The sequence below is a fragment of the Actinomyces sp. HMSC065F11 genome (assembly GCF_001813085.1).
Classification (GTDB): Bacteria; Actinomycetota; Actinomycetes; order Actinomycetales; family Actinomycetaceae; genus Gleimia; species Gleimia europaea.
Window position 1 is genome coordinate 125,190 of the sequence record NZ_KV811484.1, and the last position, 22,843, is coordinate 148,032.

Sequence of the window (22,843 nt, forward strand, 5' to 3'; positions counted from 1 at the left end):
ACTAATTCGCACCTCGTTCCGCTAGAATCAAAAGCGGGAGGTTTTGATTCATTATGTTGCGTATTTCTAATTCTGTTGGGCAACGGCTTGCGGAAGCTCGTCATGCTGTTGGCATGACTCAGCGCGATTTGGCGGAAGCTTCAGGCATTTCCCAACCGACGATTCATCGCATTGAAGCGGGACAGCGCGAAACCTCACCCGTTGAGGTTGCGGTTCTTGCCGATGCGTGTGGCGTGTTGCCGGCTGACCTGTATGGAACAAGTACCGTTGCCGAGGACGTTGTTTACGCGGGACGAACCGATAGTGATGGCTCTGCGGCATTGACTGCGTACATGATCTACGCGCTTGGGCTGGCTCGTCGCTTGGATGAGCTTGGCGTACCGGAGACACGATGAGTAACGAGCGAATCGGACGAGAAGCAGCCGAGGAGTACCGTGAGAACCTTGGATTAGGTACGCGCCCTGTCGGGAATTTGGCTCGACTTATTGAGAATGAACTCGGCATAGGGGTTGCGTACGTTCAGGGGGCGGAACCCGGCCATGGCATGACTATGAGCGATGGGCTACGCACTCTTATTGCCGCGGGATGCACTCCGCATCCTTTGCGAATGCGTTCTACGCTTGCCCACGAGTTAGGTCACGTCGTCCTTCAAAGCGTTGATCGTTATCTTCATGATCAGGAAATAGGGGAGCGAGATTCAAGAGAGATTCAGGCTGATGCTTTTGCTCGCCATTTCTTATTGCCTTTAGCGGCAGTAGAGAAGTTTGCTGATGAAAGGCAAGTTTCGGAACGGTTACTATCAGATTTGGTACAGACTTTTGGGATTTCTGCTCATATGGCCGCCATCCAAATGCGGGATTTGGGCTTGATAAACAGTTCTACATATGAGGAGTGGAAGAGCCTTTCTGGTAGCCTGCTGTCGACTCGTTACGGGTGGCCATCCGAGTATGAGGTGCAGGCATTGGAATCATCAACGGCCCGTCCTCCTCAGGATATTCTCGCTCGAACGATGGAAGGCTATAGGTGGGGTGCTGTTTCTGCGGCGGCTATTGCTCGCCTTTCAGGCGAAAGCAACGTTTCAGCGGTTTCTGAACGCTTGCAATCAGAGGGGATTATTCCTGGAAACGCACGCTTTACTGCAGCTGAGGCTCCAACAGATTCGGGGGCACGATTGACCGCGGAGGAGCTCAAAGCCCTGATGGGTAATGCCGAGACAAAGAAACTGACCTAACTAGTCCTCATCTTTGGAAATCGACATAATAAGTGCGCCGGCATACGAAATTTGCGTACAGGGGCATTCATTTAGACGTTCAGATCGTAGGAGCTGTCTCTCGCTCGGCCCGTCCGAACTCTCATAGCGCTTCGCGCGCATACTCCACTATGTAGTCGGCAACTGATTCGATGACGTCTAGGGTGTCCCCAAAGTCTTGTTGGGTGCCGTACCAGGGGTCAGGAACGTCGAGTTCTCGCCTGCGCGCACCCGCAAGCGCCGGGTCCATTGCGCGGAACATGCGTAGATCAGTTGAACGCTCGTCCCCCACCTGCGGGTTTTCGATCACGTCAATGTGGGTGTGTGCGGCCAACCGTTCGACTGCCGCATAGTGGTTTGACGTCATTGCGAGCACGAGGTCACAATCTTTGAGATCTTGCGTAGTGATCTGCCTGGCGAAGTGATTGGGAATGTCATAGCCGGCGGCTTTTAGAGTGCGCTGAGCGCGGTAGTCAATGGGGTTACCGTGTTCCTCGTCAGAAATACCAACAGAGGTAGCTACGGCGTCAAGGCCAGCGGCTTCAAAGTGCTGATTTAGCACAACCTCGGCCATGGCGGATCGGCAAATGTTTCCGGTGCAAACAAAAAGTACTCGAAACGTCATGGGGCTCAGCCTATCAACGTAGTGAGAAAGCGAAAACCGCAGTTGAACACGTTAGGTCGTGAATGGGTGCCGGCACGAGCAGGAGTAGCGTGCACTGGACGCGCACTTTTGCACGATCTGTATGCATTAGCGCCGCGTCGAAGATTCCCTGACTACAAGTTCAAAATCAACTCGTTCCTCACCGCAATCGGTGTTCCCGATTTCAATCAGTTCCATGAGCGCCTTTACGGACTGTCTGGCAATAGCAACCTTGTCCGGACTGATTGTGGTTAGAGATGGAAGAGTATAGGACGCCACGTCCGTGTCATCCCAGCCCGTAACCATCACATCGTCAGGCACATGTGCGCCAATATCGGCCAATGCACGCACTGAGCCCGCCGCAGCAATGTCATTGAGGGCAATGATCGCATCTGGTAAATCATGAGTAGTGAGCCAGGACGTTAAGGCGCCGTGCGCGCCCTCGTATGTCCACGGGGATTCCACCACGCAATCTGGGGTCAGGCTCAGTCCCTTTTCTTCAAGCGCTTTTTCAATACCGCGTCGACGTTGAGGCCCTGGCCCAATTGTCATAACGGTTTCGGAGGAACCGACAACAACGAATCTTCTCGCCCCGCGCTCCAATAGATGCTCTGTGATCGCCTTTCCGGCTGCTTCCCCATCAACTGCAAAGTGAGGGACGCCAATATCAGAGATCTTCTCTCCCAACAGAACGAGGGGCACGTCAATCTTGGGTAGCTCTTGCCCTGTGAGAACGATCGGGGAATAGATCACTCCATCAACTACGTCTGGTCGGAAACCTTCAAGGGATTTCAGTTCCCGCTCCCGCATTCCTTCGGTCTCGGTGATGAGTAGGGTTTGGTCGTACTTTTGCGCTTCTTTTTGAATGAGGTGCGCTAGTTCGCCAAAATATGGCCAAGAAATGTTTGGTACGGCCAGCGCGATCATGCCGGTACGCCCTGACCGAAGTCTTTGAGCAGCGATATTTGGCCTGTAACCGAGTTCCTGAATGGCGTCCTGCACTTTCTTGCGGGTCTGGTCAGAAACATGCACGTAGTTATTAACAACGTTTGAAACAGTTCTTTGCGAAACGCCGGCAAGCGCCGCAACGTCTTGCATGTTTGGTGGTCGCAAGCCCTAACTCCATCGCCATTTTGGAAATAGTGAAACTACAAAACAAGAATCAAACACAAGTTTACAGACAGTGCCCACGATCCCCATATTGCGACTTAAACGTAGGGTGCCCACCGATTCAAACCGATGGGCACCCAACGTTGGTGGACAGATGGCTGTCGATTTACTTGAGGATTCCCTCAACAGTTGTCTGAAGCTTATCTAGCGTCGATTTAATGTCAGCATCATTCAGCCAGGTAGCTTCGATGGTCTCTTGGATAGATGAATCAATGGCAGACCACTCAACAACACGTGGAGGCAACGTACCGTATGCCTTTGCAGTTTCCAGGTACTGCTCGCGGTGCGGAGCTGCGAGGTACTCTTCGGAGTTCAAAGCCGTGTTACTTGCCGGCATGTGTCCCGTCTTAACGCCCCAGACTCCAGTGTTTTCGTAGTAGAACTTAGCAAGCTCAAATGCTGCCCGGTACTGTACAGGATCGCCTTGTTCCTGAACGGGAACCGTCCAGACGTGCGAGTTCGCCCAAGTTGCAGGCTTGTCAAATAGCATCGGCGCGTCAGCTACCTCGTAATCAAAAGGCGTCTCAGCTTCAAACTGGTTGACTGCCCATGAGCCGTTGTACATGATGGCCGACTCCCCGCGCAGGAAGGCCTGCATGGAAGCATCATAGTCGTGAGTCTTTGCGGTAAATCCTCCATCAACTAGCTTGTTGACGAGCTCCAGAGAGGTTACAGCTTCCTCACTGTTCATGTTTACTTCACCGCTCTGCGGATCCAAAAGCGTTCCACCCTGCTGGTAGATGAAAGTCTCCCACAGGCGCGAAGCCATCGGATCAGCAGTCATTGCAACGTCCAGGAAGTTCTTCCCGGTCTTGTCTTTCACAATCTGAGCGTGCTCGAGGAATACCTTCGGGTCTGTTGGAACTTTGTACACTTCGCCCTCCACGGCCAAACCTGCCTCGCGAAGAATATCCATGTTCAGGTGGGAAACCGTTGCGTGCGAATCGAAGGGAAGCGCGTATTGCTTACCGTCATACTCAACCGCTGCAGATGCCGGGTCAGTGTAATCAGAGGTGTCAACACCAATAGATTCAGGAACCTCCATGAGTAGGCCCCTATCTGCATATTCAGGCAGGTTCGATCCGTGCATTACGGCGATATCAGGCTTTTCCGAACTAGCCAGAGCTGTATTCAGGCCATCGTAGTACGAGTGCCAGGCGGATCCACCCAACCGCTCTACCTTGATCCCCCAAGCATTTTCAGCTTCGAACTTGTTTGTCAGGATCTGGATAGCTTCACATTCTGTGGTCGCCTTATCCATGTCAGTAACGCCATTGGTGGTTTCGTTACAATCGCCAAAAAACCGCGCCAAGGTTATCGTGGCGCCCTGAAGGTCAGCATCTGAAACCTCTGCGATTTTCTGGAGCATGTCCTCGCTAGATCCGGATTCGTCTCCGGATCCTCCCGAGCCACTAACACCGCAACCCGTAAGAGCTAGTGAAACAGCGCCCAGCACCATTGCTGGAACACCTAATTTCCTTAACCTCATTTTTCTCTCCAATCTTTCTTGGGTTTGTTACTTTTCTCCAGAAGACATGGACACGCCTCGAATGAGGTACTTCTGGAAGAAAACGAATACAAGTAGCAAAGGCAACGTTCCCACGATTCCTCGAGCCATCAATGAACCTAGTTCCGTTGATTGCGAGAAGGTCCCCTGCAACGATGCAAGACCTGTCGTGATCGTAAACATCGCTGGTTTCGTGGCAGATACGAGTGGCCACAGATAGTCATTCCACGTCTGCACAAATGTGAATGTTGCTAGAGCGATCAGTGATGGGCGGGCAAGGGGCAGCATTACCGAGTAGAAAATTCTCCAGGAAGAAGCCCCGTCAATGCTGGCTGCCTCTTGAATCTCATCCGGAACTTGCGCGAAGAATTGCGTCATTATGAAAACACCTAAAGGAAAGGCAATTCGTGGCAGAATCAGCGCCAAGTAGGTGTTATGCAGGTTAATGTCGCTAAACATCATGAACAGAGGAATGAACATTGCCTCTTTAGGAACCATCATTCCGGCCAGAGTGAGCGAGTAAACCGCTAATCTGCCCGCAAACGGCAACTTCGCAAAGGCGTACCCGGCCATCGCGCATACAACTACCGTGACGATAGTGGTTATGACCGTGACAATCGTGGAGTTTAGGAACCACCGCAGAGTTGCCCCTGTAAGGAACGCATCAGCAAAGTTTGAGAGCGTGAATCCCTGCGGAAGCAAGCTTTGCGAATTGGTTTTTAGAACGTCATTTGGCGTCAGCGCCAAAGACAACATCCAGATTAGAGGGATGAGCCAAATCAGAACGATTAGGATCATCAAAGCGTGGTACAGCACATTAGCTGTGTTTCGCTTAGGGTTTGGCTTCGGCTCGGTTACCTCCGGAGCGAGAGAGAGTGTCTGAGCAGTCATTTCAGTTGCTCCTTTCGCGCGACATGAGGAACTGGATAAGTGAAACAAAGACCATGACTACGAATAGGAAAAGTGACATCGCGGAGGCATACCCCAGGTTCGAATCCCTGAAACCGGTTTGGTAGATGTATCGAACCAAAACATCTGTGACGCCTCCAGGCCCACCATTTGTCATGATGCTCACCTGACCAAAAATCTGGAATGAGGCGATCACCTGGGTAACTACAACCAGTAGCGTCGCGTGCTTCAGTCCAGGCAAGGTGATCGATACAAACTTTCGCCATGGCCCCGCACCATCAATTGCTGCAGCTTCATACAGAGTGGGATCAATATCTTGCAGGCCGGCTCCGAACAGGATCATGTTGAAGCCCACCGTCCACCACACGGTAGTCACAACGATTGCGGCCATTGCAGTGCGTGGATCCGACAGCCAAGCCACTACGCCAACACCTAATGTGTCGGTCAGTTTGGCAACTATTCCTCGCGAGGGGTTGAGCATGTATCCCCAAATAAGGGTGGCTACCGATACTGGAAGGATGTACGGGACAAAAAGGGCTGCTCGGTAAAATCCATTTCCTTTTTTGCCCAGATCAAGCAATAGTGCAAAAGCTAGGCCCAACCCAGCAATGATGGGTGTTGACACGATTGTGAAAACCACCGTGTTCTTGAAGGCGTTCCAAAAGCGCGGGTCGTTCCAAGCCCCGGTGTCTCCCGCGTTAAAGCCGAGCAGAAAGGCAGCTACGATCAGGGAAGCAACTAGCAAGATTTCACCTGAACGAAGGCGATTATTGCGTACTGCCCAAACTGCAGCTACTGCGGCAAGAATCAGAAGTGTTAGCTGCACCCACCAAGAGGATCCAACGCTCCATTCAATCCCGACTCCGCCGAGCATCTGCTTGTAGTTATCGAATCCCACCCACTGCGGTGTTCTACCAAGTAAATCCCAATCGAAGAAGCTCATCAGTACCGCCTGGATAACGGGGTAAAGGATGAACGCTATGTAGAACAGCAGAAATGGAACTGTGAAACCAAAATTGGTGAACCATCGTCTAATGTCGCGAGCACTACGTGTTGAGGTCATTTTTCAGCTACCCCCACTGCGTGTTCGGTTACCACTCGGGGACGCACTTGAGAATCGTGCGGCTTTGAGCCGGTAATAATCTCTCGAACGGTTTGCTTAGGCAGTTTCGGTTTCCTATCAGGAGTGCAAATCCCGTTTACCTCCTGCGCGGTATCCGTTAGCTGCGTGTAGCAGAAACCAGCCAAGAAAGGTGATTCAAGTAGAGCAAAGACAAGTCCTCTAAAAACTTTCTCGTACTCTTCCTTAGAACCAACCGTCCTGTAACCCCAGTGCTTCGAATTCCCCTCGGCCAAGGCGATTCCTCCAAATTCGGAGACAATGACGGGTTTATCGAAATCCCAATCCGAATCGAGGAGGGTTCGACGCCCTTGGGGACCGATGCCGTTTACGGATTGCCTCATGGCGCTTTCACTGACGTACGCGCACTGGAGTTGCTCCGGCTTATCCGCGTAGTCATGGGTGGTGACTATGTCCGTAGCGGGCTGTTCCCAACCGTCGTTTGAACTTATTGGGCGGGTGTCATCTACCGCGCGGGTTAGATTCGCCAGCCCCTCCACAAAGGCTCGCTGCCTTACATCGGCGGCTATCTGCGGAACACCCCAGGATTCGTTTATTGGAACCCAGGTGATGATTGACGGAGACGACCTATCTCTACGAACCGCACTGAGCCATTCTGCAGACAGATCAGTCAAAGCGCTGTCGTCAAAAACATATGAGGAGGGGAACTCTGCCCAAAGTAGGAGCCCAAGGGAATCTGCCCACGCCAGGTAGCGGCGATCCGGGGTTCTCTCATGAATTCTTGAAAGGTTGAAACCAAGGTCCAAGATAAGTCGAATCTCATCTCGAATGGCTTCAGGGAAGGGGGCAGTAAAGTAACTCTCTGGCCAGTATCCCTGGTCCAGAATTCCCCTGATGTATACAGGCTGGCCATTGATGTGCAGGTAGTCCTCTGACACACTAACGCTTCGGATACCCGCATAAGACACTACGCGATCCACACCGCGGCCAGATTCCAAGGTTAGGAAGAGGTCAATCAAGTTCGGATGCGCTGGCGCCCACAACCATTCTTGTGAATCCATGTTGTTCTTGATTTGCGGAAGAGGAATCACCACATCAAAAACTCGCGTGTTAGGGCAAACCAAAATGTCGGCAATATCGTTGTTCTTGCTCCTGGCCCGAACCGTGAACTTGGTGTTCGCTTCAGGCTCCTTCGACAAAGTGATCTGGCCGATCAGCTGCGCACCTTCAACATCAGAGCGCCAATACAGATCTTCGATAGCCAGCCCCGGGCGAGCTTCTAGCCAAACATCGCGCCAAATTCCTGTACTGCGTTCGTACCAAATTCCATTAATTTCTTTACGCCAAGACTGCTTACCCCTCGGTTGGCTAGCAATAGGGCAATCCTTCGCCCGAACCACCACTTCGAAAGGAGCATCGCCCTCAAGTTGCACCGAGAACGGCGTATAACCTCCGCGATGACGAGCGGCATGTTGACCATTAACCCAAACATCGCACTCATAATCCACCGCTTCGAAGTTTATGAACCACTCCGGACGTTTCAATGAGCTTGTCAGATTCTCAGCTGTAATCGTTCGTTTGTACCAAACAACTTCCGAGTCATTTTGAGCGTCTTGCCACGTATAGCCAGACTTCTTTGACCCCGGTGGGAACGGCACGATAATGGCATGACCAAAGGCATCCGACCTATCGGTTTTATACCACTTCTGATCTAGCCCAACATCATCGGGATCTTCTTGAAATCCCCATTCGCCATTAAGACTGTGCCATTCTTCTCTGCACAGCTGCGGCCGTGGATAGCCGGCTTCTAACCATTTGAAGAAATTGTCATCGTTGACTCTCATATACCGACTATATGCTACGTAGCAAAGACATTTGCCGCGTAGCAAACAAATTTTGTAACAATCTGATTACTTTTGTGACGCGCGCCATGTTTATGAAAGAGCCCGGACTCGTATGTGCAAGTCCAGGCTCTTCTGCTTTACCTTGGCAAACCACCTCAAAATCGGTGGTAAACCTCAGTTTTCAAACTAGAAATCCCAGTCGTCGTCCTCAGTGTCTTCGATGTCGCCGATAACGTAAGAGGAACCTGAACCGGAGAAGAAGTCATGGTTCTCGTCCGCGTTTGGCGAAAGCGCAGCGAGGATTGCGGGGTTGACGTCCGTGCTCTCCGGCGGGAATAGCGACTCGTATCCCAGGTTCATGAGGGCCTTGTTCGCGTTGTAGCGCAGGAACTTCTTCACGTCTTCCGTTAGACCTAGCGGATCGTACAGGTCTTCCGTGAACTTCTCTTCGTTCTCGTACAGTTCGTCCAAAAGCTCGAACGTGTAATCCTTCAGCTCGGCCTGGCGCTGCGGCGACGCCTCTGCAACCGCCAGCTGGTACTTGTAACCAATGTAGTAACCGTGCACGGCCTCGTCACGAATGATCAGACGGATCAGATCCGCCGTGTTCGTAAGCTTGGCGTGCGCAGACCAGTACATGGGCGCGTAGAAGCCAGAGTAGAAGAGGAACGACTCAAGCATCGTTGAGGCAACCTTCTTCTTCTCTGGGTCATCACCCACGTAGAAGCTGTTAATAATGCGCGCCTTGTTCTGCAACTCCGCGTTCTCTTCAGACCAGCGGAACACCTCGTTAATCTCGCTGGTAGAAAGCAGCGTGGAGAAGATCGAGGAGTAAGACCTGGCGTGCACGGACTCCATGAACGCGATGTTCGTGAGCACGGCCTCTTCGTGCTGCGTGCGCGCGTCGGGAATCAGCGAAATCGCGCCGACGGTGCCCTGCAGGGTGTCAAGAAGCGTGAGGTTTGTGAAAACCTTATTAGTCATATCCTTCTCAGCGGCATTTAGCGTACGCCAAGACGGGATGTCATTCGACAACGGAATCTTTTCTGGCAACCAGAAGTTACCCGTAAGCCTGTCCCAAACCTCCAGGTCTTTTTCGTCCTCAAGTTTGTTCCAGTTAATCGCTTCGAAAACGTTTCCTTCAGCCAACTTCAACTGCGCCTTTCACTTGCAACCGATCATGCACGCGTGTCGCGTGACTTCCTTACTATTACTGATTTTTGAGGGCGAAGTAAGTTACCCCGCCGGCCACTGCTCCAAGAACTAGACCCTGGCGAATGTGTGGCATCTTCTTGCCCGCACGCTTGCGACGCTCGCCGCGATGGAGGATGTAGCGCTCCACAAGCGAGTTCACTTTAAGTGCGGCCGCTACCGCCCCAACGCCAATACCCACCTGCGCGGCCACGGGCAGATCACCGAAGTTCTTCTTCCAGGAGTACTGCAGTTGCGCTCCCGCCTCTTTCACGTCCTCAGCGGTATAACCCACGTGCTTGTAGTAGGCGCCAATCCCACCAAGCAGAGCGCTCTTTGCCACAAAGCGAGTGCCGGATCCGCGCAGAATGTCAGGCATTGCATACCATGCGAATATGGTTAGCCCAAGCACGATAGATTCGGTCTCAACGGGGTTGTCAACGCTCCAGTCGTGCAGCTCGGTCAAAGTCTTCACAACCTCGCTTTTAAAGTCTTGTTCGAGTGCGGCTTGCGTGCTCATGGCTGCTCCTAGCATTCTTAACAACAGTTACGCTCTAGTGTAGTTCGGCTGGCAGACTAGGGCGAGACAAGCAACAGGCTACTTCTGCGCCGCTTTGAAAAGCTTGCCGTCAGGATCCTTTGCGCCAAAGACTACAAATCGTTTTGACGAGGCCTCAGTCAGCTTATTTGTCAGCAGCACAGTAGCTACCGCTTCGGTTTCGCTTGTATCGGCAGGTAGTGGAATAAGGGGACCGCTTGCGGACTCAGCCGCCAAAATGAGGCTGGCTGGGTCGTCTTGCGCGGCAACCGCTGTCACGGAGTTCTTTTCAACTTTCCGCGCGGTTGCAGCGTTTAGGGCAACTGACTTAACGGACCCGCTGATGGAGCTCTTGCGGAACGATCCTGCTACTTCGTCCACCAGCTTCGGGTCTAGCGCACCGATTCCTACAACATAATCCGGTTCTAGGCTTGCAGCGATTTGCTTGGCCTGCTGTACGTGCTCTTTGCTGACCAGGAGCACGGGGCCATCACCCATGGTGCCAGCAATCGCCGCGAGCGCATCCTTGTTCTCGTCGTCAGCCCCCACCAGGTAAACGCGTTTGGCGCCCTTTGAGTAAATGGCCTCCGCAATCAGGTTTGAAGTAGCCTCGGCGGATTCACCCTGCCAGGTCAATAGTTCAACCTGTCCGGTAAGGGCACCGTTGTTGTCACGAGCGGTTTGCGCGAATTCGCGTGCGGACGCGCCGGCTTGTTCAGCCACTCCCTCACCAACAACAACTACGGTTTCGGGGCAAAGTCGCGCGATTTCAAGTAGTGTGCGCTCGCTAAGTTCCCCATTCTTTTCAGTGAAGAGGACGGGGCCGGGACGCTGCGATTTGGGAGCTCCCGCGATGGTTGCGGTGCCGCCATCAACAAACGGGTTGATAAGGTAAACGGTTTTTGCGGACTGATTGAATTGGCGAATAGAAGTTGCAATAGCGGCTTCGCTAGGGGCTTCTTCGTAACGCACCATCTGAATGTCGCCGGCAAAAGTGGTGGAGATGAGGGTTGTGCGCGCGTCCACCGAGAGATCAGGCGCGGCAAGGGCTGGTGTAGCAAGGGAGAGTGGCAGAACAATTGCCGCCCCCATCGCTAGGAGGCGGCTGTTAAAAAGCCTCTTTTGCCTCATAAAACCCCACATTCGCACTCGAACGTTCCAATTGTAGCGGTTTCAACTGGACACGCCAATAGGTGATCAAATCGTAACTATTCATTTTCCTACGAAATGATGCGGCTTACGCGGCTGGAACCATCACAGTTTGCGACAGACTTCGGCGAGACGTCTAGGCAGTTAATCTTCAAGCAGGTTTTGCAGGTGTTGGAACACCGCAGCTCCGTTAGCTCGGAGTCCGTCGTGCTGGTATTCGTTGGTCACCCAGGTGCGAATGCCGGCGAGCTCCGCGGTTTGAAGAGACAGGTCGGTGGGCACAAACATGTCTTCGAAGTAGACGGCTGCGGCTCCGGGTACCTCGTTGTTTGCCAGCTGCTCGGGGTTGTAAACCGGCTCCCAGTCCGTGAAAGCCGCGAGTTCGTGCGCCAATTCGCGCATGGGAGCAAGCGCTGGATCCTCATCATAGATGAGGGGGTACATGTGCTCACCGGTCAGATAAACCGGACTTTCAGCCCGGTAGTCCGGCGCGGGCGCGAACCCTTCAGGGATCCCTGATCCCACCTCGGCTAGCAAGCGCTCAGCCGCCCAATTTGTGGCCTCACCGCGAAGGTCTGGCGTAGCGCCGGCGTAAATCGTCTCGTGCAATACCCCGTACATTGGCGAATCGCCCTGCGAGAGCTGGCGCCCCACCATGTCGAGGAACTGCGTGTTCAGACGCTTCTGCCCGCGCACGCTCACAAACGGACCCTCAAAGAAGTAGTGCAACTGGTCGAATCCGGTGGTGGTTCCGAGCATGAGGCCAAGCATGCGCAGACGGCGGGAAGTCAGGCGCTCCCCCGTTGGCAAAATCTCTTCATGTGTGTCGAGGTGGGTGAGCACGTCTTTCAGCGTTTGCTGGTCCGCCTCGTATCGCTTGAAGTAAACCTCGTTGCGAGCCGCTGTTGCGCGGTAGGTGCGACGGTATATTTCGTCAATGCTTACCAGGCCAGGCAGGCCGCCCGTGTAGTAGACCGCCGAGAGGCCCTCGGGGGCATGGGAAAGGTACGACGTGTTGATGAAGCCACCGTAGGATTGGCCCAGGCTGGCCCACTTCTTGCCGGCGTTGATTTCACCGCGCAGCAGCTCCGCGTCGCGCACCATGTTGTCTGCGCGGAAGTGCTTAACGTAGTTGACCTGGTCTTTAACCGTAGCGAACTCGGAAAGCGTCAGGGCGTCCAGGCGGGTTGAAAGGCCGGTGCCACGCTCGTCCATTAGGATCACCCGGTGGGTTTTCAGCGCCTCACCGATCCAGCCACTGTTGAAGTCGCCGGGGCGCGGCGCACGTCCGCCCGGGCCTCCCTGCATGAAAATGATTGCGGGCTGGTCAGTGTTTGGACCGTTCTTATCCAGCGTCACTTCGCGGGCAAACAGTTCGATCTGACGTCCATTCAGGTCGGAGTAATCCAGTGGCACCTGCAGGCGGTGTTCAGTTACGTGTGCACCGTGCTGAATGTAAGTGTGGCGGCTCGCGCCCTCGCTAGCCGACTTTGAAACCGCACTGTTCACCGAAGCTACCTTCTTTTCTTTCTGCTGCCTGCTTTCTACATGCTTATCGTCTGAGTTACTGGTTTCTTTCACCGTGGTTCCTTTAACGGGCTCATCGAATGAGAACAGCATGTTCATCTCGTTCACAGGCTCTTCTAGTTTTCTTTCCTGGCCGCCGGTTGCGTGCGCTACGTTGCCACTTTTCGAGGACGAGTCGGATTCTTCACCGGACGGACCCACCTCTTCGGACGGACCCGCGTCAACTTCACCCTGGCCGATGCGAGAAAACCCCGGCCCCTCTTTAACCGTTTTCCCGCTTTGAATTGCGGTTGCAGCGCCGCGGGCAAGGTCATCGGCGCGCTCGTTCATGTTGTGATCGTTGTGTCCGCGCACCCACTCGAACTCGACTTTGCGGCCCTTCTTGCGAGCGTATTCAAGTTCTTCGTCCAAAGCTTCCATGATTTCCCGATTAGCTACCGGTTTGCCATCGCCCTTCTTCCAACCCTTACGTTTCCAAGCGAAACGCCATTTAGTGAGGGCGTTAATGACGTACTGCGAATCGGCAAAAATATGCAGGTCTTCTGACGCGCCCCTGGTTTGGCGCAGGAGGTCGAGTACGGCAAGTAGCTCGCCCACATTATTCGTGCTCTCTTCTAGCGCTCCGGCACTCCAGTTTCGCTCGTCCATGTACCAGGCCCAGCCGGCGGGGCCAGGATTTCCCAAGGAGGATCCGTCGGTGGCAGCAATCAAAGTCATACGCTCATTCTAACGATGAAGCCAGACATCCTCGTAAAGCGATGATTACCAGGCAATCGCTCTTTCCTTCCTTAGCAATTTCGTATTACGATATTCATATGCGTGAAACTATTGCAGGGAAAGAAGTCACCGAAGAACAGATTGAGAAGTGGGTTCAAGAAGCTGAAGCGGGATACAACGCTACACAGCTGAAGAAACGTGGCCGGCCAGGTCGCGGAGCCGAACCAAGCCAGGTTGTTGCCATCCGTTTCACTGCCGACGAATTGAAACGCATTGACCAACGCGCGGCGCAAGAAAACATCACCCGATCCGCACTGATTCGCGAAGCGGTTCTGACGTGAAGATTTCACTGCACAACTCAGCACGAAAACACCAAGAACGCGATCATATTAGCGATGACGACATTCTCAAGGCAGCAACGTTCCCTCTTTGGGTCGCTGCCTTGGATGATGAAAATCCCCAAAGAGAACTGAGGCTGGGTTTCGACAACGCAGGAAGACTATTAGAGCTTGTAGTGCTGATCTTTGACAGCGGAAATGAACTCGTTATCCATGCGATGAAGGCTCGGACGCAATATCTCGATTTGTTAAATTAGAGCGGGTTGACAGGTTTTAGGAAGTAACATGGCAGACTTTTATGATCGCGGCTATCAGTTTCGAGGCGGGCGCGGCGGCGGTTTTCGTGACAATCGAGGCCACGGCGGGTTCCGCGGCGATCGGGACGGATATCGCGGTAAGCGCGAGTTTGAACGCAAGTCGGGTTCGGATCAGGATCTGATTGATCGGTTCCACGAAATTGATGGCCGCAACTATGGCCAGTACAAGTCCGTGGTTGGCGATTACGATTATGGCGATTTCACTTTGCATATCGACCGCGTGCAGTCCGATCCTTACGCGCCACCATCGCAGTTGCGCGCTACCGCATCGCCGGTGAAGATGGGCATCCCTGAAGATCTGCTTGATACTCGTGAAAAGCGCGTGGCTGTAGCTGATTTCCTGGCGCGCGAGTTTGCGAAGAACAGTTCAAAAACCCCAGAGATCCGCATTGCGCGTTGCGGCCAAGAGATTTTGGAGCGCTCTTACGCATCCGTTGACAAAACCGCGGTTGAGGTGCGATTCCAGTGCCAGTTCCCCGCTCGCGGACGCACAATCATGGGGCGTTCCATGGCGCGTCTTGCAGACGTTGATATTCCGTACACGGTGATGGACACGTTTGATTTTGTTTCCGAGGACGCCGCGCAACACCTAGCTAACCTGCGTCGCCACGTGGAAACGTACGTGGATTACCAGGCGTTGCAGGCCGCACTGGCTGATAACGGTTGGATTGGTTTTGTGGCAAATGAGTCGGTGCTGGCTCGCCGCTCCGGCATTTCGGATTATCCAATGGATGAGGCCGTGCGTTTCACTTCGCCAGGATCACTGGAGCAAACCGTGACCCTGCCCCACGCGGGTGAAGTTAAGGGCATGGCTTTGAAGCCGGGAATCACGGTGATTGTGGGCGGTGGTTATCACGGTAAGTCCACGTTGCTGAATGCTTTGCAGCGCGGCGTTTACGCTCACGTGCCGGGCGATGGCCGCGAACTTGTTGCGATTGTGCCCAGCGCTGTGAAAGTGCGTGCCGAGGACGGCCGGGCAGTCACTTCGGTTGACGTGTCCGCGTTCATTAATGACCTGCCAGGCGGGGCGGATACCGCGGCTTTTTCTACGGAGAACGCGTCGGGTTCAACTTCGCAGGCGGCCTCGATTGTGGAGGCCGTGGAGGTGGGCTGCCCCGTGCTGTTAGTGGATGAGGACACCTCGGCTACTAACCTCATGATTCGTGATCAGCGTATGCGCGCTTTGGTGGCGGATGAGAAGGAGCCGATCACCCCGTTTGTGGATCGCATTGGGGGCCTGGCGCGGGCTGGCGTTTCAACGATTTTGGTGATGGGCGGCTCCGGTGACTATCTGGATGTGGCGGATTTGGTGCTCATGATGGATAGCTATGTGGCGCATGACGTGACGCAGAAGGCGCGCGAGGTTGTGGCGGCTCAGCCGCGTGAGCGTATGGACGTGGAGGATTTCCCGGCTGTGAAGCAGCGCGTGATGCTCCCGCTTAAGGCGCATGGCGGTAAGGCGAAAACGAAGGCTAAGGGGCTGGATAGCATTTCGCTGGATCGTCAAGATATTGACGTGTCCAACGTGGAGCAGATTGTGGATGGAGGCCAGACGGAGGCAATCGCGTGGGCGATTCGGGCGCTTACCGATGGGGAGCGCGCAACCGCGTTTGATGGCGAAACCACTTTGGCCGATGCTTTGAGGGCGTTGGATGAGATTATCGAGCAGCACGGCCTGGATGGTCTTGGCGGTCCAGAAAAGTCCGCGTTCATGGTGCGGCCCCGCATGGTTGATTTAGCAGCGGCGCTTAACCGTTACCGTTCAATCCGAATCGCCTGATACGTCTTTGTTCGATTTCAGAGGACCCGCACTCCAGCCCACCGAAGCGCTTATCGGTTAGTGTCTACCCGTTAGCCTTGGGCTTGCGTTGGTTTGGCGGATCGATTTTGTCGACCGCTTCGCCAAATGTAGATTCCCGTGCCCGTAACGGTAACCAGTAGGATCACTATCCACCACGGGAACCCGGGCAGGTCAGGCGCCTTTTTGGCATCGTCCAGTTCGGATTGTGGAGTGGGGATGATCCGCTCACCAGTTACGAGAATGCGGTGAGTGTTTATCCCAAGTGGCGTGCAGGTGATGAGAGTGACCAGATCTTTTTCTGGATCGGCGAATAGAGTTTCTGTATCAGATGGTTCGATGGTGATTTGATCTATAACTCGGTAGCTGAAAACCTGGTCAAGAACAGAAACAGTGAAAATGTCACCCTTTTTAGCTTTATCCAAATGTGTGAAAAGGGTAGATTCAGGCAAGCCTCGATGTGCAGTTAAAACGGAGCGTTGCCCAATCCCACCCACGGGTAGTGACGTTCCTTCAAGGTGTCCGACGCCTTTGAGAAGAGTTGCTTCCGAGGTTCCGTGGTAGATGGGCAGATCAATGTCTAATTTCGCGTAGTGCAGGCGCCCCATTACGCCTTCTTTGTTGTCCGAGAGCATGTCTTGGTAGTTCAGGGTTTGGTTGCTGTTGGTGCCGTAGCCTTTGGGAACATTGGCGCCTGCTTCTAGTTTCACACCGGAGGCGAGGGCTTCATTGTATGTGCGCGCCTGCTCAAGCAACGCAACGTATGGGTTGGGCTTTTTCTTCTCGTTTTGCTCTGTGATTTCTTGTGTGAGGGCGATGACGCGAGATTGTTCTTTTTGGGAAAACCAGGAGGCCGCGTGAGGGTAGAGGAATACGCAAACACCGACAACAATGATGAGGCTGGCGATGAAGGCTAGCCATGGGAACCGCCACGCCACGGGTGCGGGTGGTAGGTCGCGCCGGTTGCCAGTGGGCGCGAGTTTTTTTGCTTCTGAGTCAGTTCCCATTGTGTCTCTAATGATTTGTTCAAGGGGCTCTGGAGGCAACTATTAGCCACCAGAGCCCCTTACGTTCAACTGCTCTGTTTAGAGCTAGTTTTGACGCTTGCGACGTGACACCACGGCAAGCGTGACGCCAGCGGCTGCTAGACCAACACCAATGATGCTAAGTAGCAGGGTTCCGCCAGCACCGGTAAGAGGTAGGTTTGGCCCTTCCTTCTTCGTGTTAACGACCGTGAGATCGTTGACGTCCTTCGTCAGCGTCGTGCCGGGCTTAATCGTTACAGCCTTGCCAGACTGGTCTGCGGCGTAGCCAGCAGGAACCTTGGTCTCGTACAGGCAGTACGTCTTGGACGGATCCGCTAGCGGACCATCCTTAGAGTTCGCTACCCACAGGCCAAGCGGGTTATCCGGTTCGACGTTCTCCCACTGCACGATGCCCTGCGCGTTGGAAGTACCGGTTGCTACAGCACCTTCAGCCGGAGCCGCGGCCGGGCATGCGCCGTCTGCGAAGTTATCGAATACCTTGAACTGTGCACCAGCAAGCTTGTTAACCGGGGTAGAGTTGTCAACCTTGGTTACCTGGAGCTGGCCCCAGTAGGTGTGAGGCGTGGGATCTCCAGGGATCTTGTTACCGTTGAACTCTGAACCGTAACCCGGCGTCTCCGGGTCGTCCGAACCAGGGTTTTCAATATCACCGGTCTCGGTTACTTTCAGCACCTTGGTCTTGAACTTCACGGTGATTGTCTTGCCTGCTTGGAGTTTGCCCAGGCCAGTATCCGTTAGCTCCCAGGTGAGGTTCTGGCCATTCTGGACAAGAGTGTAGTCAGTATCTGCAAGCTTGGTGCCGTCGTAGGAGACGTCGGTGGTTTCAGCGTATTCGAGGCTATCTGGCAGGTAATCCCAGATTGAGGCAGACGTGTACTTTTCACCGGCATTCAAAGCGGGAACAACCTGCGTGATGGTCCATTCAACTACGCTACCAACCGTAACACCATTGTCAGACTGGCCCTTGTCTGCATTGATTTCCTTCTTAGGAGCGTCGCCCTTCTGGTTCTTGGGGTAGGCGTGCACGTCGTAAATCCAGTTTTCCGTCTCGTGCGGCAGAGGAATGGATACGTAGAATGGCGCCGTCTTTGAAACGATATTGGCAGGCGCCTCGGTTTCTTGCACGTAGTAAAACCCTAGAGCTAGATCCGAGAACTTGGCTTCACCGTTCGTATCCGTAGTCTGTGCGGTCCCATTCGCGTTCACGAGGCAGAAGGTGTTCTTTACTTCTTCAATGGTCTTAGGAGCGCTCTCTGGTAGATCGGTCCACGCCTCGTAGGTGCTTAGATCAAGTGCTTTACAGGTATCTCCATCCTTCTTGCCAAGCTGCCAAATAGTAAATTTGGCTCCTGCTAGAGGATCTTTACCTTCGATGACCTGCTCCGTACCGTCACCACGACCGCCTTCAGCTCCAACGTACTTGTGGATGGTCAGCGAACCCGATTTTGGGTGGTCGGGCTGATCGGGGCCGACCTGCGGTGCGGCTTGCGCGATCGTTGCGCCACCGAGAAGACCTGCGAAAGTGAGAGCAACAGCCCCAACGCTCGCAACAACCTTCCCGAGGGCTGTTCCTTTCGTGTTCATTTTCCAGGGTTTCCTTTCGTGTGTTGACACTTTTTAAATCTGTTGAAGTTTCTTATCTGATTGAAAACGCTTAGCGAGGTTCGGGATAGTTTGCACCACTCATGCCTCCTGTTTGCGTCTACGAATGCCAAGTGCGGTTACTGCCGTCATTCCAACGGCGATGAACACAGAACCTATAAGCATGTAGAAGTCTCTACTTATGCCGCCGGTTAGTGGCAGAGTGGGGGCTTGCTTCTTCTTATTCACAAACGGCGTCTTAAACTCGTGTTTCAAATGGCTTGCGTCGATGGTGAAACGATGCTCCGTGCCATCTAGTTCGTACCCTGCTGGGGCTTTTGTTTCGAACAACACGTAGTCTCCCCACACAAGCTCATCTATTTTGAATCGGCCTGCGGCCGGATTCTTGTCTAGGCTTGTGCATTCCTGAGGGGTCTGCGCCACGCAGTCTGTGACTGTCTTCGCCTCGCCCGGTCCCTTCAGTTGCCATTGCGAACCGGCTAAATATTGTGGATTAGGCTTAGATTCGTCAACCTTTGCCCAAGTAACCACGCCTTTTATGCGCGGGTTTACGAACGCAGTTTCGAATACGTAATCAGGTACCTTGGAGTCCACGGTGAATGTACGCAAGTTGCTGTCTCCAGGAATCTGATAGCCCTCCGGCGCACTGGTTTCAGACAGCGTGTATTCCCCAAAGTTTAGATTTTCAACTTTGAACTTGCCTGCTGCTGGATCTTTATCTAAGTCGTCGCATTGCTCTGCACTATCTGCCACACAGTCTGTGACGTCCAAATTTGTTTCGAATGGTCCGGCGATTCTCCACTGGCTTCCAGAAACCGGTTTTGCGGGGGTCGAATCATCTACTTTTGACCAAGCTACGCTTGCTTTACGTGGCGTGTTGGTTAAAGTGCACCTAATATTTGCAACCACGTTTTCAACTTCTCCAGTGTCAGGTTTGGTCACGCTGACGCTTTTTGGAATGGTGATAACCCAGTCGTCTCTCGCTTCTTTGTTCGCTATGTATTCTTTCCCGTTTTGGTCGGCGCAACTGAGACTGGACTTAAACATGTCCAGGGTTACTTGCCCAGCATCATTCGCTTTAGGTTGATGAACAATGCTTTCAGAAATCTTGTATTTGGCTTCACCTACAACAACGGTTGTTACGTGCCCTCCAACAACGTCTTTTTCACCAGTGGTGGTCACTGGAACCGTGTATTCGACAAGGCTACCGTCGGAACGTTGGTGATCCACTGAAAGCTTGAACTGTTCATCTGAAATTCTCGGGCCGCTCAAAACCTTCTCCACGCCTAGGGTGGGGGGTGTAACACAAGAACCCAGGTCAGTCTCACTATTTTGCTGCGCAAGTCGCTGGCCAAAAGGAGCCATCGTATTTGTTGTTGGGTTAAATGTGTAGTGCTGTTTATAGCCGGAAATCCACAGCAAACCATTTGCGTTAAATGACGCACCGACAACGTTGGCAGAACCGTCAAAGCGGTTTTGTACCACAGTGTCGCTTCTAATTTCGCCCCCTTTAAGGCCGTCCAGCCGTTCTTTACTTACGGTCCACAAATCCGCGCCAAGGGGGTGGCCACTTAGAATATGGAGGTTTCCGAGGATGTCGAAAGCGATATCACCATTGAGTTGAAAGTCCCTAACATAATTCAAGCTACCGCTACGTCGAAGTTCTGTTTGAGGATGTATCAATCCAACTAATTCTATGGTCCCGTTTTCAACCTTGAAGAGCCTAAAAGCAATGGGGATCTCTACCTGGCCCTGCGCTACTTTCACCGAGCTCTGGGTGAACTGGCCAAAATAATAAGTCCCGGTCAAGGGGTCCACTCCACCTGCAACCCAAGAATCCCCAAATTCCGATTTATGCCTAGCCACATACTCCCAGGGCGCGTTAGCTTTAGGGGCTCTTTTTCGAATCTCGATCCAAATAGTCGATGCCGGACCCCAATCCCACTTTCCGTTTATCCATTGCTGGTTCTTCCCGTATATGGCGAGTGCGTAGGCAGTACCGTCGGGTGCGATTCCCAGAGCGTTAGCTTGAATTAATTGCCCTTGGTTGTCGTTAGACTGAGCCGGGAATTTAGGAAAAGCTGGAAGAGGGGGACCAACAATGTTCACGTTCGGATCGCTACGTGGCCGCACGTTACCTAATTGATCAATTGAGTAGTATCGGCCTGGCTGGCAGTATCCTATGGAAGCGGTATTTTCCGCCGCCACCGCTTGAGGTAGGGCAGATTCGGAACTTAGCTCAAGATCAGGATCAGAATTCTCTCCATGTCCCAGCAGTTCTTCACTCACTGCACTCTCAGCATCTGAAGTTTGAATACTCGTTGAGTCTTGTTCGACCACATCGCCCCGTCCCTCATTTGCTAAGGGATCATCGGAATCTTCCGAGAAAGCAGGGGGATTAGTACCTGGCTTTTCCGATTCTTGAACCACTGTTTCAGATGTGCCATTTTGAGTCTGCGAAGAAAAACCTGATTGCTCTTCCGCTCCGGCTACACCGGGCACAGCAAGCGTCGCTACTAAAAACGAGGCGCTCAATACCCCGCTTAGAAGCCACCCTTGCCGATTTGAAGGAAAGGTGAGGCCAAGCTTCGAGCTGTGTCTCATATTCGTATCCAGTAACTGTGTGATGGGGCGGGGTTCAGAACCCCTTGGGTGATGATGGACAAAACCGTATAGGACTCAATTCCCGGGTTTGACGACATAGTAACCAAGTCAAATAGTTCCAATCAATACCCCCCCTAAAACAGACGAAGCATTTCATATATTTATTGTCTTTTGCCATCTATTTCCTTGATTTTTCGAGCAATTATCTTATTTAGAAAGTTCTCATATAGCGGAAATAAAGCGTCTCAAAAATTATCGTAAATGATTCCTGGCGAATAACTCATGACCAGACCTGTCCACCTTGTGGATCGTTTAGAGGTGGCTTCGCCCCCTCGCATGGCATTTGGATAGCATGGCCAAAACCCCGTGGCGGAAAACCGTGAACGCCACCTGAATGGTAGGAGTCCAAATGACGCACATCGATCATTTTCTTGGCAAAGAGTATGGCCGCACGAGTTTTGATGCTGGTATTGCTCCGGCTCTGCGCATCCAGCCGGGGACGGGCCAGACGATTGGTTTTGAAACTGATGACGCTCTTTACGCGGAGCTGCACGACAAGAAGGATCTAAGCCAGTGTGAATCCACGATTAACCCGGTTACGGGCCCGGTTTACGTTGAGGGCGCGCAGCCTGGTGACACGTTGAAGGTGACGATTCGTGACATTCAGTTGAAGGAGTGCGGCTGGTCCGTGTCGCTTCCCGGCTCTGGCGCTCTTGCGAGCCGTATGGGTGAGGATGTGTTTTCGCGTCAGATTCCAATCGAGGATGGCGTGGTTAAGCTAACGGAAAACCTTTCAGCTGGGGTTCGCCCGATGATTGGTTGTATTGGTACGGCTCCTGCGGGGCAGCCGGGTTCGACGATCATGCCGAGCTTCCCTTCCGGCGGCAACATGGATCTGACCGACGCGAAGCCAGGATCGACCGTGTATCTGCCTGTTGAGGTGGAGGGCGCTTATCTTTCCATCGGTGATATTCACGCGATTATGGCGCGCGGCGAGTCCTCTTTTGTGGCTATCGAGGCCGAGGGTGTAGCTGTAGTTGAGGTTGACTTGGTTAAGGGTAAGAAGATTCGCGCACCCCGCATCGAGACGGCCGATGAGTGGTGTTTCATCGGTATTGGAAACCCGGTGCAGCAGTCGATCACTAACGGCTATGAGGATATGTTTGACTTCCTTACCATCGATAATGGTTGGGACGCGGGCGATGCTTACGTGGTGATGAGCGCCTTGGCACACTCGGAGCTCGGTGGGCCCACCGGCTCTGAGAACCCGGACCCGCTACACCCCTTCAACGCGGTTGGTGCGGTGACGGTACATCGCCTTCCAAAATCAGTGTTAGAGGCGTAAGCCTAGTTACTGCCAAGGGGGCCTCGACCAGCAGGTCGGGGCCCTCGCAGATCAGTCTTCATTCCCCTTGATAAACTTGCGCCTAGTTGATAGTGCGTGCGGCTGGCGTTGGGAATCAGTCTTCATTCCCCTTGATAAACTTGTACAACCTCACAAAGCAACAGTGGCACGGTTGGGAATCAGTCTTCATTCCCCTTGATAAACTTGCTACCGCGAAGCGCGTCGTTGGCTCTTCGTTGGGAATCAGTCTTCATTCCCCTTGATAAAC

At 53.3% G+C, this 22,843-nt stretch carries 19 protein-coding genes; 6 read left to right on the plus strand and 13 right to left on the minus strand.

Annotation, left to right across the window (positions count from 1 at the left end):
* Positions 1-53: 53 nt before the first annotated feature.
* Both HMPREF2891_RS07920 and HMPREF2891_RS07925 read left to right on the plus strand, forming a co-directional pair.
* Entirely contained in the window at positions 54-395 is a 342-nt protein-coding gene (locus HMPREF2891_RS07920; RefSeq protein ID WP_070664863.1) for a helix-turn-helix domain-containing protein, read from the plus strand.
* Complete coding sequence (locus HMPREF2891_RS07925; RefSeq protein WP_070664865.1) at positions 392-1,231, plus strand: ImmA/IrrE family metallo-endopeptidase; 840 nt, start codon at positions 392-394, stop codon at positions 1,229-1,231. The genes HMPREF2891_RS07920 and HMPREF2891_RS07925 overlap by 4 nt, the downstream gene beginning before the upstream one ends.
* A gap of 121 nt (positions 1,232-1,352) precedes the next feature.
* On the opposite strand, the gene HMPREF2891_RS07930 is transcribed toward HMPREF2891_RS07925, so the two are convergent.
* From HMPREF2891_RS07930 to HMPREF2891_RS09590, 10 genes are all read right to left on the minus strand, one after another.
* Positions 1,353-1,874, minus strand: coding sequence for a low molecular weight protein-tyrosine-phosphatase (locus HMPREF2891_RS07930; RefSeq protein ID WP_070664867.1), 522 nt, complete (start codon positions 1,872-1,874; stop codon positions 1,353-1,355).
* Between the two features lie 126 nt (positions 1,875-2,000).
* On the minus strand, positions 2,001-3,005 hold the full coding sequence (locus tag HMPREF2891_RS07935) for a LacI family DNA-binding transcriptional regulator (RefSeq protein WP_148131752.1): 1,005 nt from the start codon (positions 3,003-3,005) through the stop codon (positions 2,001-2,003).
* A gap of 163 nt (positions 3,006-3,168) precedes the next feature.
* Complete coding sequence (locus HMPREF2891_RS07940) at positions 3,169-4,551, minus strand: extracellular solute-binding protein (RefSeq protein WP_070664870.1); 1,383 nt, start codon at positions 4,549-4,551, stop codon at positions 3,169-3,171.
* Positions 4,552-4,578: 27 nt separating this feature from the next.
* Entirely contained in the window at positions 4,579-5,460 is an 882-nt protein-coding gene (locus tag HMPREF2891_RS07945; protein WP_083309358.1) for a carbohydrate ABC transporter permease, read from the minus strand.
* A gap of 1 nt (position 5,461) precedes the next feature.
* A complete protein-coding gene (locus HMPREF2891_RS07950; protein WP_070664872.1) occupies positions 5,462-6,541 on the minus strand; it encodes a carbohydrate ABC transporter permease in 1,080 nt (359 codons plus the stop codon).
* A complete protein-coding gene (locus tag HMPREF2891_RS07955) occupies positions 6,538-8,403 on the minus strand; it encodes a glycoside hydrolase family 2 protein (RefSeq protein ID WP_070664874.1) in 1,866 nt (621 codons plus the stop codon). The genes HMPREF2891_RS07950 and HMPREF2891_RS07955 overlap by 4 nt, the downstream gene beginning before the upstream one ends.
* Before the next feature lie 186 nt (positions 8,404-8,589).
* Positions 8,590-9,552 carry a class 1b ribonucleoside-diphosphate reductase subunit beta gene (nrdF, locus tag HMPREF2891_RS07960; protein ID WP_070665229.1) on the minus strand — a complete coding sequence of 321 codons (963 nt, stop codon included), beginning with the start codon at positions 9,550-9,552 and terminating at the stop codon, positions 8,590-8,592.
* A gap of 61 nt (positions 9,553-9,613) precedes the next feature.
* Positions 9,614-10,114 carry a hypothetical protein gene (locus tag HMPREF2891_RS07965; RefSeq protein WP_070664875.1) on the minus strand — a complete coding sequence of 167 codons (501 nt, stop codon included), beginning with the start codon at positions 10,112-10,114 and terminating at the stop codon, positions 9,614-9,616.
* Between the two features lie 78 nt (positions 10,115-10,192).
* Positions 10,193-11,263 carry a hypothetical protein gene (locus HMPREF2891_RS07970; protein ID WP_148130884.1) on the minus strand — a complete coding sequence of 357 codons (1,071 nt, stop codon included), beginning with the start codon at positions 11,261-11,263 and terminating at the stop codon, positions 10,193-10,195.
* A gap of 162 nt (positions 11,264-11,425) precedes the next feature.
* On the minus strand, positions 11,426-13,525 hold the full coding sequence (locus HMPREF2891_RS09590; RefSeq protein ID WP_083309357.1) for an alpha/beta fold hydrolase: 2,100 nt from the start codon (positions 13,523-13,525) through the stop codon (positions 11,426-11,428).
* 98 nt (positions 13,526-13,623) lie between these two features.
* On the opposite strand from HMPREF2891_RS09590, the gene HMPREF2891_RS07980 reads away from it, so the two are divergent.
* Genes HMPREF2891_RS07980 through HMPREF2891_RS07990 form a run of 3 tightly spaced genes read left to right on the plus strand, consistent with a single transcriptional unit; the run spans position 13,624 to position 15,960 of the window.
* The gene (locus tag HMPREF2891_RS07980) at positions 13,624-13,866 is read left to right on the plus strand and encodes a ribbon-helix-helix domain-containing protein (protein WP_186822317.1); all 243 of its coding nucleotides are present in this window, start codon (positions 13,624-13,626) and stop codon (positions 13,864-13,866) included.
* On the plus strand, positions 13,863-14,120 hold the full coding sequence (locus tag HMPREF2891_RS07985; protein WP_148131753.1) for a toxin: 258 nt from the start codon (positions 13,863-13,865) through the stop codon (positions 14,118-14,120). Before HMPREF2891_RS07980 ends, HMPREF2891_RS07985 begins: the two co-directional genes overlap by 4 nt.
* A 28-nt stretch (positions 14,121-14,148) precedes the next feature.
* On the plus strand, positions 14,149-15,960 hold the full coding sequence (locus HMPREF2891_RS07990; RefSeq protein ID WP_083311312.1) for an ABC-ATPase domain-containing protein: 1,812 nt from the start codon (positions 14,149-14,151) through the stop codon (positions 15,958-15,960).
* 71 nt (positions 15,961-16,031) lie between these two features.
* Here the strand turns inward: HMPREF2891_RS07990 and HMPREF2891_RS07995 are convergent, their stop codons facing one another.
* The 3 genes from HMPREF2891_RS07995 to HMPREF2891_RS08005 form a co-directional block, all read right to left on the minus strand.
* Positions 16,032-16,985 carry a class C sortase gene (locus tag HMPREF2891_RS07995; protein ID WP_083311313.1) on the minus strand — a complete coding sequence of 318 codons (954 nt, stop codon included), beginning with the start codon at positions 16,983-16,985 and terminating at the stop codon, positions 16,032-16,034.
* 84 nt (positions 16,986-17,069) lie between these two features.
* A complete protein-coding gene (locus HMPREF2891_RS08000; protein WP_070664877.1) occupies positions 17,070-18,608 on the minus strand; it encodes a SpaH/EbpB family LPXTG-anchored major pilin in 1,539 nt (512 codons plus the stop codon).
* Positions 18,609-18,707: 99 nt separating this feature from the next.
* Positions 18,708-21,161 carry an MSCRAMM family protein gene (locus HMPREF2891_RS08005; protein WP_148131754.1) on the minus strand — a complete coding sequence of 818 codons (2,454 nt, stop codon included), beginning with the start codon at positions 21,159-21,161 and terminating at the stop codon, positions 18,708-18,710.
* 478 nt (positions 21,162-21,639) lie between these two features.
* Here HMPREF2891_RS08005 and HMPREF2891_RS08010 point away from each other — a divergent pair, with 478 nt between their 5' ends.
* On the plus strand, positions 21,640-22,575 hold the full coding sequence (locus HMPREF2891_RS08010) for an acetamidase/formamidase family protein (protein ID WP_070664881.1): 936 nt from the start codon (positions 21,640-21,642) through the stop codon (positions 22,573-22,575).
* The last annotated feature ends 268 nt before the right edge of the window (positions 22,576-22,843 follow it).

Coding starts and splice junctions, on each gene's coding strand:
- HMPREF2891_RS07920 (WP_070664863.1), top strand. CDS start 54: ATGTTGCGTATTTCTAATTCTGTTGGGCAACGGCTTGCGGAAGCTCGT.
- HMPREF2891_RS07925 (WP_070664865.1), top strand. CDS start 392: ATGAGTAACGAGCGAATCGGACGAGAAGCAGCCGAGGAGTACCGTGAG.
- HMPREF2891_RS07930 (WP_070664867.1), bottom strand. CDS start 1,874: ATGACGTTTCGAGTACTTTTTGTTTGCACCGGAAACATTTGCCGATCC.
- HMPREF2891_RS07940 (WP_070664870.1), bottom strand. CDS start 4,551: ATGAGGTTAAGGAAATTAGGTGTTCCAGCAATGGTGCTGGGCGCTGTT.
- HMPREF2891_RS07945 (WP_083309358.1), bottom strand. CDS start 5,460: ATGACTGCTCAGACACTCTCTCTCGCTCCGGAGGTAACCGAGCCGAAG.
- HMPREF2891_RS07950 (WP_070664872.1), bottom strand. CDS start 6,541: ATGACCTCAACACGTAGTGCTCGCGACATTAGACGATGGTTCACCAAT.
- HMPREF2891_RS07955 (WP_070664874.1), bottom strand. CDS start 8,403: ATGAGAGTCAACGATGACAATTTCTTCAAATGGTTAGAAGCCGGCTAT.
- HMPREF2891_RS07965 (WP_070664875.1), bottom strand. CDS start 10,114: ATGAGCACGCAAGCCGCACTCGAACAAGACTTTAAAAGCGAGGTTGTG.
- HMPREF2891_RS07970 (WP_148130884.1), bottom strand. CDS start 11,263: ATGAGGCAAAAGAGGCTTTTTAACAGCCGCCTCCTAGCGATGGGGGCG.
- HMPREF2891_RS09590 (WP_083309357.1), bottom strand. CDS start 13,525: ATGACTTTGATTGCTGCCACCGACGGATCCTCCTTGGGAAATCCTGGC.
- HMPREF2891_RS07980 (WP_186822317.1), top strand. CDS start 13,624: ATGCGTGAAACTATTGCAGGGAAAGAAGTCACCGAAGAACAGATTGAG.
- HMPREF2891_RS07990 (WP_083311312.1), top strand. CDS start 14,149: ATGGCAGACTTTTATGATCGCGGCTATCAGTTTCGAGGCGGGCGCGGC.
- HMPREF2891_RS07995 (WP_083311313.1), bottom strand. CDS start 16,985: ATGGGAACTGACTCAGAAGCAAAAAAACTCGCGCCCACTGGCAACCGG.
- HMPREF2891_RS08000 (WP_070664877.1), bottom strand. CDS start 18,608: ATGAACACGAAAGGAACAGCCCTCGGGAAGGTTGTTGCGAGCGTTGGG.
- HMPREF2891_RS08010 (WP_070664881.1), top strand. CDS start 21,640: ATGACGCACATCGATCATTTTCTTGGCAAAGAGTATGGCCGCACGAGT.